14 protein-coding genes and 1 CRISPR repeat array are annotated in these 15,607 nt (G+C 47.0%); of the genes, 12 read left to right on the top strand and 2 right to left on the bottom strand.

Going from position 1 to position 15,607, the window contains the following annotated elements:
* Positions 1 to 82 precede the first annotated feature (82 nt).
* The gene (rsgA, locus tag BM358_RS00995) at positions 83 to 1,180 is read left to right on the top strand and encodes a ribosome small subunit-dependent GTPase A (protein WP_028542693.1); all 1,098 of its coding nucleotides are present in this window, start codon (positions 83 to 85) and stop codon (positions 1,178 to 1,180) included.
* An 82-nt stretch (positions 1,181 to 1,262) separates the two neighbouring features.
* Positions 1,263 to 1,601, top strand: coding sequence for a L,D-transpeptidase (locus BM358_RS00990; RefSeq protein ID WP_023988260.1), 339 nt, complete (start codon positions 1,263 to 1,265; stop codon positions 1,599 to 1,601).
* 118 nt (positions 1,602 to 1,719) lie between these two features.
* Here BM358_RS00990 and BM358_RS00985 read toward each other — a convergent pair whose 3' ends face one another.
* Entirely contained in the window at positions 1,720 to 2,739 is a 1,020-nt protein-coding gene (locus tag BM358_RS00985) for a hypothetical protein (protein WP_028542692.1), read from the bottom strand.
* Positions 2,740 to 2,955: 216 nt separating this feature from the next.
* On the opposite strand from BM358_RS00985, the gene BM358_RS26350 reads away from it, so the two are divergent.
* The gene (locus tag BM358_RS26350; RefSeq protein WP_023988262.1) at positions 2,956 to 3,105 is read left to right on the top strand and encodes a hypothetical protein; all 150 of its coding nucleotides are present in this window, start codon (positions 2,956 to 2,958) and stop codon (positions 3,103 to 3,105) included.
* Between the two features lie 128 nt (positions 3,106 to 3,233).
* Here the strand turns inward: BM358_RS26350 and BM358_RS00980 are convergent, their stop codons facing one another.
* Positions 3,234 to 3,473: a hypothetical protein gene (locus BM358_RS00980; RefSeq protein ID WP_013370782.1), complete on the bottom strand. Its 240-nt coding sequence runs from the start codon at positions 3,471 to 3,473 to the stop codon at positions 3,234 to 3,236.
* Between the two features lie 389 nt (positions 3,474 to 3,862).
* On the opposite strand from BM358_RS00980, the gene BM358_RS00975 reads away from it, so the two are divergent.
* The 9 genes from BM358_RS00975 to BM358_RS00935 all read left to right on the top strand — a co-directional run bounded on the left by BM358_RS00975 (position 3,863) and on the right by BM358_RS00935 (position 15,178).
* Positions 3,863 to 4,183 carry a hypothetical protein gene (locus BM358_RS00975; RefSeq protein WP_023988263.1) on the top strand — a complete coding sequence of 107 codons (321 nt, stop codon included), beginning with the start codon at positions 3,863 to 3,865 and terminating at the stop codon, positions 4,181 to 4,183.
* Between the two features lie 67 nt (positions 4,184 to 4,250).
* Positions 4,251 to 8,246 (top strand): type VII secretion protein EssC, encoded by a 3,996-nt coding sequence (essC, locus tag BM358_RS00970; RefSeq protein ID WP_028542691.1) that lies wholly within the window; start codon positions 4,251 to 4,253, stop codon positions 8,244 to 8,246.
* Positions 8,247 to 8,262: 16 nt separating this feature from the next.
* Positions 8,263 to 9,105 carry a hypothetical protein gene (locus BM358_RS00965; RefSeq protein WP_028542690.1) on the top strand — a complete coding sequence of 281 codons (843 nt, stop codon included), beginning with the start codon at positions 8,263 to 8,265 and terminating at the stop codon, positions 9,103 to 9,105.
* A gap of 5 nt (positions 9,106 to 9,110) precedes the next feature.
* The gene (locus BM358_RS00960) at positions 9,111 to 9,647 is read left to right on the top strand and encodes a WXG100 family type VII secretion target (RefSeq protein ID WP_028542689.1); all 537 of its coding nucleotides are present in this window, start codon (positions 9,111 to 9,113) and stop codon (positions 9,645 to 9,647) included.
* 248 nt (positions 9,648 to 9,895) lie between these two features.
* Positions 9,896 to 10,171, top strand: coding sequence for a WXG100 family type VII secretion target (locus BM358_RS00955; protein ID WP_013309990.1), 276 nt, complete (start codon positions 9,896 to 9,898; stop codon positions 10,169 to 10,171).
* A gap of 200 nt (positions 10,172 to 10,371) precedes the next feature.
* The gene (locus BM358_RS00950) at positions 10,372 to 12,417 is read left to right on the top strand and encodes a serine/threonine-protein kinase (RefSeq protein ID WP_028542688.1); all 2,046 of its coding nucleotides are present in this window, start codon (positions 10,372 to 10,374) and stop codon (positions 12,415 to 12,417) included.
* Between the two features lie 84 nt (positions 12,418 to 12,501).
* On the top strand, positions 12,502 to 13,254 hold the full coding sequence (locus BM358_RS00945; protein ID WP_013309992.1) for a vWA domain-containing protein: 753 nt from the start codon (positions 12,502 to 12,504) through the stop codon (positions 13,252 to 13,254).
* A gap of 12 nt (positions 13,255 to 13,266) precedes the next feature.
* Positions 13,267 to 14,103 carry a hypothetical protein gene (locus BM358_RS00940; protein WP_028542687.1) on the top strand — a complete coding sequence of 279 codons (837 nt, stop codon included), beginning with the start codon at positions 13,267 to 13,269 and terminating at the stop codon, positions 14,101 to 14,103.
* A 265-nt stretch (positions 14,104 to 14,368) separates the two neighbouring features.
* On the top strand, positions 14,369 to 15,178 hold the full coding sequence (locus BM358_RS00935; RefSeq protein ID WP_028542686.1) for an SDR family oxidoreductase: 810 nt from the start codon (positions 14,369 to 14,371) through the stop codon (positions 15,176 to 15,178).
* Positions 15,179 to 15,424: 246 nt separating this feature from the next.
* Positions 15,425 to 15,592: direct repeats of the CRISPR family, unit length 32 nt; unit sequence GTCGCACTCTATGTGAGTGCGTGGATTGAAAT.
* Positions 15,593 to 15,607 lie beyond the last annotated feature (15 nt).

Below are 15,607 nucleotides of genomic sequence, written 5' to 3'. Positions count from 1 at the left end.
TGCATGCGGGGAGAAAAATGTATACCGATCGATCGAATAACACTACGATCAAAAAAATAATAATGATTTCAGGAGGAAAACAATGAGTATACATGAATACGGTTGGTCTGATTACTGGAACGGTTTTTGGGACCAATGGAAGCAAAGTTTTGAGGAACGCGTAGGAAATACACAGGTACGTCCTGCCCGCTTGATTGCCGATTATGGACAAAAGGTGAAGCTTATCACAATGGATGGAGAACGCTGGGGAGCGGCTTCAGGTAAGCTACGACATGCTATTGTCGATCCGGCGGAAATGCCTGCTGTAGGGGACTGGCTAGCAATCACTACGCCAGATGAAGTGTCGGATGCAGTCATCCATGCCGTCTTGCCACGGAAAAGTCGAATATCTAGACAGGCCGCGGGCTTTGAGACGAAGGAGCAGCTAATCGCTACCAATGTGGATACGTTGTTCCTTGTTAATGCGCTGAATCATGATTTTAATATGCGCAGACTGGAACGGTATTTAATTATGGCTTGGAACAGCGGGGTAAACCCGGTTGTCGTTTTGAGTAAGAGTGATCTTTGTGAAGATGTCGAACAACGGGTTGCTGAAGCGGAGGGAGTTGCCCCTGGTGTACCTGTTATCGTTATTTCTGCTTTGCAGAACGAAGGCAGAGAGCAACTGGAGGCGTTTCTTCAACCTGGCTGTACAGTTGCTTTGACAGGCTCTTCCGGTAGTGGAAAATCCACGATAGTAAACTGGCTCTCCGGATCTGAAGTTCAACTGACACAGGATGTGAGGGAGGAAGACAGTCGAGGCAGGCACACAACCACTCACCGACAGCTTTTTCCCATCGCAAAGCAAGCCGTTTTGCTGGATACACCTGGTATGCGCGAGTTAAATCTGTGGGATGATTCCATGGGGGTCGCTCATACCTTTTCGGATATTATGGAAACGGCGCAGCAATGCCGTTTTGCAGATTGCAAGCATAAGGGCGAAGCTGGATGTGCAGTGGAGGAAGCTATAGAGAGAGGGGAATTGTCGGAATCCAGAGTGAACAATTATCGCAAAATGCAGCGGGAACTGGAATATCAGGCGCGTAAGGAGGCAGACCGGCGCAGGAAAGATAGCCGTTCAAGCACAACCCCGGGTCGTAGGGATCAGCGAAGCGGCTGGCGACGTGATGTGGAGTGGTAAGCCGAACTGCAGTGAAGCATCAAATGTAAAAATATAAGAAAATCTATGTTGTAGTCGGCATATGGTATAAAGGGGTGAATATATGCCGAACTACAGCATTGTGGTGGATTTATCGGATCGTCGTTTATATTTGAAAGATGGAGATCAGATTGTTCTTAGTTATCCAGTCGGTATTGGCAAGCTGGCTACACAGACACCGCATGGGCAATTTACGATTATTAACAAACAGCCCAATCCCGGCGGCCCTTTCGGAGCGTTCTGGATGGGGCTGTCCAAGCCGCATTATGGCATTCACGGCACCAATGAGCCATGGTCCATTGGCAAGATGGTGTCACATGGCTGCATTCGAATGCAGAATAAGGATGTGCTTGAGCTTCAGGAAAAGGTAAGTATAGGCACGCCAGTCACGATACAGCCGTAGCGGCTAGACGACACTAGATTCTGTATCTACTCAGACGTGGATACCGCGTCATAGGCTGTATCTGTGAAGCGTATTTCATGGCGAACGGCCGTAACTTTAAGTTAGATGCTGTGTTTAGTTACGATTTGGGTTGGATAGGGATACGGGCTTCAATTTGTTTGGAGCCCTCTTTGTCGTCTGCGGATTTGACTAACGGTCCCGAAAGACGTTCTCCTTGTGTACCATACGCCTGTTTGGCGTTGGTCCACATATCTTCGTTTGGTTCGAAACTTATGACTATGGTGTAACGGTTGGCAAGGCTCGGCTTTTTGACCCTCATGCTGAAGGAGCCGTCAGGCATAACTTTGGTTTGATCATCGTAGCCAAACTGCCATCGTCCCGGAAAATCAATCGTGAGTTTGACGTCTGACCCTTCCAGCAAATTGCTGCGCGCATATACATGATAATAGTTACCTTCTTGCTTCACATCAGGCTTAATCCACACTTGAGGGCTACCGTAGTCCTTAGGTTTGTTCCAGACGGGCTTAACTAAAGGGGTATTGCGTTCTTGTTCAGGATCAAATTCAGCCCCAATCCGAACTTCATGCAAAAGCTGTTTGTTTTCTTCGTATTGATATACATAAGGACCTTCCAATTTGTTGCCACCGCTGCCATACAGATTTCGTATCTCATTGTCTTGATCATCCGGACGGAACAGAACAGTCAGATCCATACTGCCCTGTATTCCAGGGCGTTGCACTCGGAGTATAAAACTTCCGTCCTTTTGAATAGTGGTCTCATCCGTGTACCCAGTTAACAGGGAGTTTTTGACCGCAAGATTCCCTTTGATCCGTGCTCCGGCCGGGAGGTTGGAATGTCCTGTAACTTTCACGGTATTTTTATCAATGCTAACGCCACCTGATATTTCGACATAGCTGCTGCCTTGCTGATGAACAGGTGTATGATTGGCAGCTCGTTCATCAAGCGATGATGCGCCTTGGTTGGGATTGCCCGTTACGGTGTAGGCACGTGCTTCAGCTTCATGTTGGGCCATACTCCGGGTTGAAGCTTTTTCCCTGCTGCATGCAGCCATCATCGTTAGGATTAAGAATGCACATAAAAGGTTCCAGCCTATTTTGGTAATCATGTGTTTACTCATGGTTTCTGCTCGCTCCTTGTCCATAGCTTCCAGGCTTAACGTGATAAAATTTTCGAAACTTTATGTATTTACCCTAATTAAAGGGTATGTAATCCCGCCTGCTTTATCCCTTAAGGAACGTACCTGTTTAAACAACGTACAGAATGGTTAAAAATGGATAGCCTGATCATCCCCTTGAAAAGCAGGGGCAGCTTGCTGTAAAGGAGCCTGAGTCATATGTCCATTGACCGTTTTATCTTAAAAAAGCTGGACAACTGCCGGGAAGAGCATACACGCGCTAATTTACTAGAACTGTTTAGAATACGGATTGAGAAGGCGCAGAATAAGGAACGAGGCGGTAAAAAAGGTTATCGCAGAATACTTTAAATAGAGTCTGATCAAATGAATAAGCTGCGGTAAGTCACATGTATCATGTTTCAAAGCTGCTGATATGGAGAGGGTGCTGAAATGCCCCTCTCTTTTTTGTGTCTAATGTGGACAAAAAAAAGTCCCTCTTAATAGAGGGACAATGCCAATGAATCATTTTCACTAACGCTATGCAGGATGGCTTCACAACCGACAATCTCTATACTGATCAAAGAGTTAAGACATTTTTGAAGGGCACGCTTGCCGCTGGAGATTTTATTCTCCAAAGTGTTACTTAGAAGTTTTAAAGTTTTTTGTACCGGTTGCTTATTTTCTTGATTGAAGTATACGGGAATACGTTTGTTTTGAAATGTAATTAATGTTCTCACAAAAATCACCTCGCCTGAGTTATTTCATGGCTTTATTGTAGTGCCCGTTTCTTAAAATTACCTTAAAAACACCTTATAAAAACATAAAGGTCTGAAAAATTTACAAAGTGTTCACAACAATCTAGGGAACAATCGAATTTAGTTCTAACTAATCGACAAAATGACGTATATAGCCGTATTAGAAACGATTAAATACATATTATTGATACCAATGACTCTACTAATGTGAGAGAATATGACTAAAGTCGCTGTTTAATTTTTAGAGTGGGTATTTTGTAACAAATTGACAGTCTAATAGTCGGATGCTACAGTTACGATAGCCATATTTCCGTTGAAATAGGCTTTTTGCGTGAACTTTGCTATATATTAAGGATCGGGAGGGATGACAGATGATCCTGACCGTGCTTTCAGGACGACAGGAAACAGAGTGGTTTGACATCGAGGTAGCTGATGAATACTCGGTGGAACATTTAAAGCTGATGCTGGGTGTGCGCATTTTCGGCGAGCCTCCGGCGGAAGGCATGCAATATATTATGGAAGCAAAGTTCCCGGAAGGGCTTTGGTTCAGGGTGGGGGATAACCAGCTACTCACAGGATCAGGCTTACGGGAAGGCTGTACTGTGCGTATTCAGCGCGCTTTTTCGACAACTCAGGACGAAGCGCCTGTGTATGGAAGGCGTTCTCTGTTTCAAAGTGAAAAAAATGGGTAAATACACACATGAAATTATATGAAACCTTGGTAAAATGAAATAGTAAGCGAAAAGGGGGACTTTTGTCTTGAATGCATTATACCAGCGATCCCCGAGATTAAGGCCGGCGCTCCGAGAGGAGAAGCTGGAGATTTTACGGCCTCCGGCTGAGCCGAGCAAGCCGTCTTTTTCTATTATATCTATACTTATTCCGTTAATGATGACGTTGGTGACTATAGGCTTTTACGTATATATGAGCAAAACAGGCAAGATGGGTAACAGTAACTATTTGATGTTCCAGATGGTCACTGTGGTCATGATGCTTACATCTTATACGATTCCTTTTTTCGTCTATTTAAATAATAAGAAGGAATACAAGCGCAATCTGGAGGAACGGGACCGGATGTACCGGGAACAGCTTCAAAAGCATCGTGAAGAACTTGAAATGAAACGCGAGGAGCAAATTCGCACACTATATGAAATTCACGGTGACCCGCAAATATGCACTCAAATCGTCAAAAACCGCAATAGTTCACTCTGGGAACGATCACCGGAGGATGAGGACTTTTTGCAGGTGCGTATTGGGACTGGACAAGTTCCCTTTCATATTAAATTGCAAATTCCACGTCCAGATGGTTATGACCGAGATCCTTTGTTGGGAGCTGCGGATGAGCTGGAAGAGGAATTTCGTCTGGTAGACGCTGCTTCCATTGCATTACCGCTGTTTCAATCCAAAGTGGTTGGATTGGTCGGCGACCGGGAGCATACCCTTGCTGCGTTAAGAGTCATTTTGGCACAGGTGACGGTTCGTCACTCGCCAGATGAAGTGAAAATTGCTTCCTTCTATGACGAGCGAGAGGAAAGTGAATGGACTTGGATGCGCTGGCTCCCACATGTGTGGGATGATGACCGCATCCAGAGAATGATGTCAGACCGCAGTAGCAGTGCACATCAATTAGCTGATTTTCTGTTTGCCAGACTGAACCGCCGTAAAAATAATCGCAATGATCGCCAGGGCAAAGGGATGGAAGTCCCGTGTTATATCGTTGTTTTATCTGACACCCAGCTGATTGAGGAGGAACCGTTGCTGCCGTTGTTACTGGAGGACGGTCGAGCCATTGATGCGTGTACGATTGTGCTGGCTTCTCGTAAAGAGGCTTTGCCGATGCAGTGTCAGCTGATTGTGGAGGCTTCCAAAGAGCAGGGCGTATATGCCCGCAAATCAGAATCGGCAGAGGTTGAACAGCAAAGTTTTAAACCGGATCGTTTGTCAAAAGAGGAAGCCGATGCATTGGCGCGGTACATGGCTCCTATTCGCTTGAAGCGTTCCTCTGCTTCTGACATTCCCGCTGTGCTGCCTCTGTTTGATATGATGAGCGTAGCGAGTGTGGAAGAACTGAACGTGGCAGATCGGTGGCGACGTAACCGCCATCCCGATACCTTACCTGTGCCGATGGGCGTGCGAGCAGGCGGTAAGAGGATTATGATTAACCTGCATGATAAGATAGAGCGTCAAGGACATGGTCCCCATGGCTTGATCGCCGGTACAACGGGTTCAGGGAAGAGTGAGGTTATCCAGTCCATCGTAGCCTCGCTTGCTGCCGAGTTTCATCCGCATGATCTTGCTTTTATGCTGATCGATTACAAGGGTGGAGGCATGTCCAACACGTTCGTTAACTTGCCGCATGTTGTGGGTACGATCACGAACTTGGACAATAATTTGATTGAACGCGCCAAAATATCTCTTAAAGCAGAACTGGTTCGTCGACAGAAGATATTGAACGATGCAGGCAATTTACAGCATATTGATGAATATTACAGACTACTCCGGCAGCGGCAGGAACAACCGCTGCCTCATCTGGTTATTATTATTGATGAATTTGCACAATTAAAGCGGGATCAGCCAGAGTTTATGGACGAGCTAATCAGTATTGCCGCGATTGGGCGGACACTAGGTGTCCATTTGATTTTGGCGACGCAAAAGCCCGCAGGTGTCGTAGATGATAAGATCTGGAGTAACTCCAGGTTCCGCATCTGCTTACGGGTGCAAAGCGAAGGTGATAGCCGTGACATGTTGAAAATACCGAATGCCGCGTGGATTACGAAGCCGGGACGAGGATATTTCCAGGTCGGTAGCGACGAGGTGTTTGAAGAGATGCAGTTTGCTTGGAGCGGTGCGCCGTATATAGGCAACAGCGATATTTCTTCTGCACTACCTGTACATGAAGTGAGACTGAACGGGAAACGTGAAGCGCTACTGACGGGCGGCGAACGGGCAAGCTCAGGCTTAAAAGGAGAAGAAGCCCCTAAACAGCTTCAAGTATTTATTGATTATATTGCGAATGAGGCTGCTAAGGCAGGGATCGAACGACTTCAGGGACCGTGGCTTCCGCCGCTGCCTGAATTGCTGGATTTAACAAATCTGCCGGCATGCACCGAAATAGATAGTACATCATCACCTTTGGAGTTGAAGGCCCTTATTGGTCTGGTGGATGATTTGCCGAATCAGCGGCAGGAGCCAATTTATGCATCGCTGGATCATGGTCATTGGGCTGTGTATGGCATGCCGGGCATGGGAAAGACGACCTTTTTGCATACATTGCTGATGTCCACGGCTCAGCGTTTTGCAGCGAATCATTGGAACGGTTATATCATTGATATGGGTCGAACGATGCGCGACTTTGGGGAACTTCCCCAAATCGGGGCTGTTATGATGGCTGAGGAGGATGACCGGATCAAGCGACTGTTCCGTTATCTGTTCAAGATGGTGGCCGTACGCAAGGAAATGCTTTCCGAGGCTGGTGTCAAAACAATAAGCTCTTATCGACGTTCTGCTGTTGAGGATGTTCCGCAAATTGTCGTAGTTATTGATGGATATCTTAATTTCCGTAATGCTTATCCAGATGAAAATGAACTGCTGGAATCTCTTTTGCGAGAAGGAGGCAGTCTAGGTATTACGTTTATCATTACAGCGAACCGGATTACCGATGTGTTTGAGAAATTCCGCAGTAACATACCGAATGCTGTTTCTTTTGAAATGTCCGACCCGAGTGACTATTACTATGCGGTAGGACGACCAGCCAAAACGCCAGGACCGTTAATTCCAGGCCGCGCTCTGGTTAAAGGGCATGTTCCTCCGCTGGAGTTCCAGACGGCATTGCCTTCACCAGGAGAAGATGAGGCGGAGCGATCAGCACGGTTACGCCGCAATATTGCTGGCATTGTGCAGGAATGGAAAGGCAAGCACGCACCAGCCATCCTCCCATTACCTGAGCGGATTCCACTGTCGGAACTGCTTCAGCAGTGGGATCGAACAAGTGGACCATCGGGTGCACTTCCTTATGAAGTACCTGTAGGTCTACAGAGTGACGATCTTGAGCCTTTTCTCCTGAATCTGAAAGAAGGGCCCAATTTTATAGTGGGTAGTCCAATGGAGGGTGGAAAAACCTCTTTTCTAATGAGCTGGATTATATCGCTTGCTTATTACACATCACCCGATCAATTGGAAGTCTATACGATCGATACACGCTATGGAGGCGGAGGACTATCTAGATTACGGCATCTTCCTCATGTTAAGGCTGCTGCCGAAAGCGAGGAAGAAATGGGACCTCTGGTACAGAAAGTGTATGATATCGTTCAACAGCGGAACAAGGAGGGGAATGATCCCGAATTGCTCCTGGTCATTGATGATGCGGATATGTTAAGCAAGCAACTGAACGATTTTATGATAAAGGATCAGCTCTCCGCCATTGTACGGTTGGGACGTGATCGCAATGTGCATGTCGTGCTCTCGGGTGTGCCATCTGATTTCCCTACCTTTGGTGTGGACTGGTTTAATGATGTCAAGGCAAGCCAAAGCGGTATGCTATTTGGAACACTAGATTCGAATGATCTATCGTTCTTTCGTATCCCTTATTCGGAGGCGAACGCCGCTGCTGGTGGCCTAAAAGTCCTGCCACCTGGGCAGGGATACTACGTACGGCGCAAATTTACCAGGATAAAAGCGGCAATTCCCTTCTCAGAGCAAGTGAGCTGTGAGGATTGGATAACGAAAATTCGTGACCGATGGCATGTTGTAGTTTGAAGGGAGGTGGCTCATAATGTTAACGTTTCAAGCTTCCAAGCAGAAGTTAATAACCCTCAAGGCGAAGGAACTGTTTTTTCTGGCAGGCGTACTGGGTTCTGACAGACTGCTTGGGGTGGAAGATCCGTTTAAGGGCTATCTAGCAGAGGAGTTGGCGGAAGAGTGGGAGCAGGTAAAAGCTACTCTTTTGGAAAAGGGGTATCTAAAGCGGGTAGATAAGGGCAAAGAGCTAGCAATGCCTCCTACCGTTTTTTCAAGAGTCGCTATCGCGGGATTATCCAACAGGGCTTGCCGTATACGCTATGTGCGGGGAGGTAAGCGGTTTGAAGGCTATCTCCATTGCACGAACGAGCGTGTAGTGGAACTCGTGAAATCCGCTGATGAACCCGATGAGTATCGACTGTACGATCTGGGAAATGTGGAAAAGGCTTGCGAGACATTGATTGATAAAATGGGTTGGGTAGATCGACTTGTGCCTGAATCCCCCGCACTTATGTTCTCCAAGCAGGCATTTAATAAAATTTACGAGCAATCGGCAGGAGAAAGTGTGTCTCTGATCAGCAGTAAACTGACCGAGGCTAGCGGAGATGCAGAGGGGGCTGTAAGACTGGCTCAGTCTTTGAGTTCTCGTGTAGCCGAAGGAGAACTGCAATTGCTGGTATGGAACGGCAGGGAGTGGGAATCACAACGGGCAGCCTTTGTCCTGTGTCCTGCAATGAACTGGATATTTCGGATGAGCTCTAGTGGTAACGGAGACTGGCTGATTGCAGCTATGGCTTCAAGAGATCAGTTTGTGGATTTATTATTAAATTGGTTGAAACAGTCGGCAGTGAATGAAGAAGTGACAGAAGAAGGGTGATGGATATGCGCATTCGAGTTGAACCGGATGTGCTTCGGGGGCTTAGCGGGCAGCTACAGCATGCGGCGGAGCAAATTCAACAGTTAACAGCAGGTTTGGAGCAGGCGTTACAATCGCTGGATTGGGATGTATCTGCACGCGAGGCGATCTTGAATCATTGGATGCAGGCCAAGCGGATGTCAGAACAGATCCATGCTTACCTCTATACATCAGGTACACAACTGAACCGAAAGGCAGAGCAGTTTCAGTCTGTTGACCACAACTATCAAACGATTCTGTCATTTGCCAGCCAACCATTGGGACGACCCGTCACAATGCTCGATTGGTCGAATCAGCAATCACCGTCTATTCTGCCTGGGCAAGCTTCGGAAACAGGCAGTCTGATTTCAAACCCGCAGTCTGTCGTACATGCCATTGCTGGTGTACAGTCTTCGGATGTAGAAACGTTGCATCAGGATATTCTGATGCAGGCGTCTTCTAGCAGTCCGCAGGATTGGTATTTTACTGATCCGTCTACAACAAGAGATCAGCCTGTCGCTTAGTTGGGATCGCGTTCCGGGACAATCTGGATCGACTGCAAAATTTACTTGATTCGTTTCGCAATTCCCGACTTTATGGGACTTATTAGGTGGTTGTTTTGTTAATATTATACTGTTAGATGCTGTTTTATAGTTAAAAAGTGGGATTGTTACAATTAGGTCCTTTGCCTTTTGTAGGGAATTAAATAGCCATAGTACAATTTGAACTAGATAAAACAAAAACATTTTTATCATCAAGGAGGACGCAAAAAATGGCAGGACGCATTTTAATTACCCCAGAACAGGTTGATCAGGTGGCTAACCAATTTAAACAAAGTGGTGAGCAAAGCCAACAGATCGTTTCCAGTTTGACACAGTCCATCTCAGGTATGGAAGGTCAATGGGAAGGTATGACTAAACAACGCTTCTTCCAAGAGTTTCAGGAAGCTAGCAAACAAATGCAAGCTTTCGTAACGACTTTGAACAGCATCAGCCAAGAATTGACAGCTATCGCTAACAAATTCCGTACGGTTGACCAAACGAAATAAGTTGCCTTGCCTGATAGGCATTAACTTGTCATATACCACTCTATAAGAAGCAATATGTGAGCCATTCCTCACGGTTTGGCACAGGATGTTCAGGAAAAACCGGGCGATCTTCGGATACCCGGTTTTCTTGCCATCCATAGATGTATATAATAAGGTGAGGAAAACTAGCATACTGAATGATGTAAGGAGAGGGATGTTTCATGTCTTTTCAACCGAATCCGGGAGACGAATTGATCATAAACGGCACAGGTTATGTGGTTGGACGACATCCCGCTGCACCCGGTTTAGCCTATGCTCAAGCAGGGCGGCAGGGAATTGTATACCAACTGAATGCCAAAAACGGAGCACCGCATGAGGCAAAAGCCCTTAAAGTGTTTTTTCCGAAGTTCCGCATCCCGGCTATGGTTTATCAATCTGAGCATATGGAAGCATACGGGGATATTCCCGGTTTGCAGGTATGCAAGCGTGATGTGCTCACTCCAGAAAGAAACGGAAGTCTGATCGCCGAGCAGCCTGATTTGCTGTATGCGGTGCTGATGCCATGGGTTCACGGTATGACATGGTTCGATTGTCTCACAGATCAGCGTCAGCTTGAGGCTTCCGATAGTCTGGCTTTAGCCAGAGCATTGGCAGGGATCGGTTCAGCTATGGAGCAAAAAGGATTGGCGCACTGTGATTTATCGGCGCCGAATGTGATGCTTCCGTTTTTTTCTGAAGTGGAACTGCCTCAAGGTACGTCAGCTGTGGAATTGGTGGACGTGGAACAAATGTATAGTACTAAAATGGATCGTCCAGACGCTCTATTGGCAGGTTCGCCAGGGTATGCCGCCCATCGTACCGTCCACAGCGGTTTATGGAGTGCGTATGCAGACCGTTTTGCAGGGGCAATTATTATAGGAGAAATGCTAGGCTGGTCTGACCGTGTTGTAGTCGACAAAGCGTGGGGCGAAAGTTATTTTGATCAGCATGAAATGCAGACGCCTTGCGAACGTTATTTTATTTTACGAAAATCACTTGAATCCCGTTGGGGCAGCAAGGTGGTAGAATTGTTCAGCCGCGCCTGGGATAGTCAGGATTTAAGCAGTTGCCCTACTTTTGGCGAATGGCTGGTTGTACTTAATGCAGTTACTGAGCAGGAAATTCCAGTTGAGGCTATAGAACCGGAGCCTGCTGCGACAGAAACAATAGAATCGGCAGCGGTGAGTGGCCTTTCCAGTGAAGCTGCATCTTCTTTGTCAGCACCTGCACCGCTCAAGGCTGAACAGGCTGCACTGCTAAATCAGGCTGCCCTGGAGCAGGGAGAGCGTGGGGTAACGGACAAGCTGTTCCGACAGGCACGTGATTTGGAGCAGCAGAACAAACCTGCTGCAGCGCTGGAAGTATACCGGTCGTTGTATCATTTTGTAGAAGACGGCAGTCCTCTGCATGTGGAGGTGTCGGCTGCGATCACAGGGCTAGAGGAGCAGTTGAATCCCAAGACGCCGGAGCAACCTGAAAAATCAAAAGCCTGGTATCGCTCCAAAGCGTTTATCGTGACAACTGCGGCCGCAGTCGTTCTGTTGGCAGCTGGAATCCCAGCCGTGAATATTCTTGCAGATCAGTCCAATCAGCGGCAAATCGAGGCGGCCAAGCAGGAAGAGGCAGCGAAGGCTGCAAAGGCGGCCGAGGAAAAGCTGGCAGCCGAGCAGGAAGCCGCTCAAAAATTGCTGACGGAGAAACAACGCCAGGAAGCGGAACAGCAGGCCAAACAGCAGGTACTTGCCGCTCAAAAGCAACAGGAAGAGCAGAAGAGACAGCAAGCCCTTATCGATCAACAGGTTAAATATGAAGCTTATCTCGCCCAAAAGGAACAAAATAAGCAGGCGGCTGCCAAGTTGGCGAAGCAAAAAGCGTATGATCAACAGGCAAAGTATGAAAAATACTTGGCTTTGAAAAAGGAGCAGGAAACCCGTGCCGCCCAGGAAGAGGCAGCTCGTAAGGCAGCAGCCGAGGCGGAACAAAAGCAAAAAGAGTCTATGCATGCACGAAACAAGGAGAACGTTCTTCAGCTTATTTCCCTGTACAACAAGGCATATGCCTCTCAGGAAGGTGGAAGCGCTGCGAAGGCAAAGAGCTTTGCGAAGCGTTTTAGAACACTATATGATAGTAATCCTTCTTATTATCGTTCTGTAGGCGAAGTGGGATATCGGGCTTCCTCGATCTATAATTTTTTAGGCGATACGAATTTTAGACTGCCTAAAATTTAATATTTCATATGTTTATATATGGGCGGAATGATAGCTACAAAACAGATGAAGATAGAAGGTAACTGAGGGGAGCATGTACAAACCATGAATTATACAATACAGGCTTCACAACGCACTCCCGCCCTGATCATTTACCTGATTGACATCAGCGCGTCGATGAACATGCTGATGGAGGGGCGGCGGCGTATTGACGTTGTATATGAAGCTATATCGTTGGCGATCCGGCAGATGGTTTTCCGATCAACCAAAGGAAATCGGCTGACAGCACGCTATCGGATTGCGATTTTAGCTTATAGTGACGACGTGTATGACCTGCTGAATGGTGTCAAGGGAATTGATGAAATCGCGGCCATTGGTTCGTTGCCCGATTTGACACCCAAACGATTTTCAGATTCAGCAAAAGCCTTCCTGCAAGCTGAGCGTATTTTGCAGGCAGAATTACCAGGGATGCAGGACTGTCCTGCACCTTTGGTCTGTCATATGACAGATGGGGTTTCCACAGGCGATGATCCGGAACCGATTGCGAAGCGCATTATGAGCATGAGTGTACCGGACGGTAATGTACTGGTGGAGAATATATTTTTATCCGACAGGTTGCTGGAAACGCCTATTCAGGACCCCCGTCGCTGGAAAGGTCTGACGCATAATACGCCGTTGCAGGATGAACATGCAGTGAAATTGCGTGATATGTCTTCTGTACTGCCTGAAAGTTATCGGGAAATGCTGTTTGAAGCAGATTATCAGTTAGGTGAAGGAGCCATTATGATGCTGCCCGGAACCTGTGCGGAACTGGTGTCCATTGGGTTCCAAATGTCGGCTGCAACGCCTGTACGGTAAGGAGGTAAAAGCATGAATCCACTGCTGTCCCTGCTCCCCGCGAGCAAAAAAAAGGGAATGAATGCAAGGCTGACTCAGCAATTTGCTTACATAAGCTCTCAGACAGGCGATCAGCCTTTATCATCTCATCACAGTCGTTTTATGTGTCGTTATGGCTATGGAAGATCTGCCGAATCTGCCAGTATGGGGGAAAGCGGACAGGATTTCGCCGCAGTACGTATTCATAAATCCGTCTGTTGTTTTGTCTTGTGTGATGGTGTCGGGCTCAGTTACCGAGGAGATTTTGCAGCCCGCTATCTGGGTTCCTCTTTACTGGATTGGATGGAACGGGGACAAGATCTGTCTGTTGATCAGTTAAGAGTGTACCTTGAACGTTTGGCAGGTACAGCGGCAGAGGAACTGGATCGGCAGCCTTTGGATCATGAATCAGGCTTAATGCGCTCGGTATTGGAAGATAAACGTCGTCAGGGAAGCCAGTCCATGTATATTTGCGGTAAAATCGAACTGCCGAAGCGTGGTAGCCGTGGCCGTCTCCGACTTGCCTGGCAAGGGGATTCACGTTTGCGACTATGGAACGGTGCCGAGGAAATTAGCGAGCTGTTCGATCATACCTTTTCTACATCGGAGCGCTGGTCTACAAGTCGTGGGCCGATTGGTGGGAAGCCTCATTGGTACGAAAGAAGCATACCCGCAGATATGCCTATGAGATTACAGGTGTATACGGACGGTTTATCCGATTTAGACCCCATTCGCGAGCCAGTCCCTGATGAGCAGATACAGGTATTATTGGACGCATCCCATACCGGGGGACTTGATGATGATGCTGCATTTATTGAGCTTCAGTGGTAAATGAATAAGCAAAAGGACGTATGCATCCATATCCATGGTTGTATAACGTCCTTTTTTTGATGAATACATAGAAAAATACGATTCGTTAAGATATTTATAGAATGTAACGAGGAGGAGAAGGAAAGACGCGCTAATGCGCGTAATATTCGTCCTTTTCTTAAATACCGCAAAGGAATAGCAAAAAATGCGCAAAAATGGTGATTATAAAGTATATCCTTTTGGGTAATCTTGTGATTATACAGATTACTGAAAGGGAGCGATACATATGAGCTACATATATGCAGGAGGCGCGCGCTTTGAAGGCAAAACCGCTCTAATCACGGGGGCTGGTTCTGGGATTGGAAAGGCAACGGCCATTCAAATGGCCAGAGAAGGAGCGAATGTCGCTCTTTTTGACGTAAGTAATGAGCGCATTTTGGAGACGGAAAGAGAAATTAATGCCATACGTGAAGGATCAGCTCGGGCATTTGACGTGGACATTGCTGATCCGGTGCGTGTGGAAAAAGCAGTTCTGGAAGCGGTTGAATTATTTGGCGGTCTGCATATCATTTTTGCTAATGCCGGGATTAACGGGGTCGTCGGACCGATCGAGGATCTGAGCATTGAGGATTGGCGGCAAACATTGTCCACGAATCTGGATGGTACCTTCCTGACGGTGAAGTATACAATACCACATTTGAAAAAGAACGGTGGTGGCAGCATTATTATTACCAGCTCCATTAATGGAAATCAGCGCTTTACCAGCTTTGGAATGTCAGCCTACAGCACATCGAAGGCGGGTCAAACCGGTTTTGCTAAAATGGCTGCGCTGGAGCTGGCTAAGTTCCGTATTCGTGTGAATGTCATCTATCCGGGTGCCATTTCGACGAATATTGATGAAACCACGGAGAAATCGGAAGGGTTAAAGCAAATTACCATCCCCGTCAAGTTTCCCGAAGGAGGGCAACCGTTGGCTGATGGGCCGGGTCAACCCGAGCAGGTAGCTGATTTGGTGACATTTTTGGCTTCTGATCATTCGCGTCACATTACTGGTGCACAAATTGTAATTGATGGGGCAGAGTCGTTATTGTTTTAGAAAATAGAGCATTCTCTGGGACAGAGAAATGTTTTGTGGTATCCTGAGTGTATTGTCTTGGTTACGGTGCGAATGTGAAGCTCACATAAAAACCCCGGGTCCTTCGCACCTCGAAATTTGTCGAAATGGATTCGGATTAGCTTTCTTCGTTAGAAGTCAATAGTCGATTCAAGCTTTTTTGGCATCGTTTTTTTCGAAAATGCATGGAATTGATATCATTAGGGTATGAATTCCTTCATTTTCGCTGTCGCACTCTATGTGAGTGCGTGGATTGAAATTCCTTCTCATACCTACTGCTAGTGCCTATCCTGGTCGCACTCTATGTGAGTGCGTGGATTGAAATTCCGATGTCGCATATCGGTTAAGCAGCGAGGGTTGTCCAGTCGCACTCTATGTGAGTGCGTGGATTGAAATATTTTGGTTGTAATA

This window comes from Paenibacillus sp. cl130 (genome assembly GCF_900116035.1).
GTDB lineage: Bacteria > Bacillota > Bacilli > Paenibacillales > Paenibacillaceae > Paenibacillus > Paenibacillus polymyxa_B.
The sequence above is the reverse complement of the archived record's forward strand: the minus strand, read 5'-3'. Positions and strand labels throughout refer to the sequence as shown.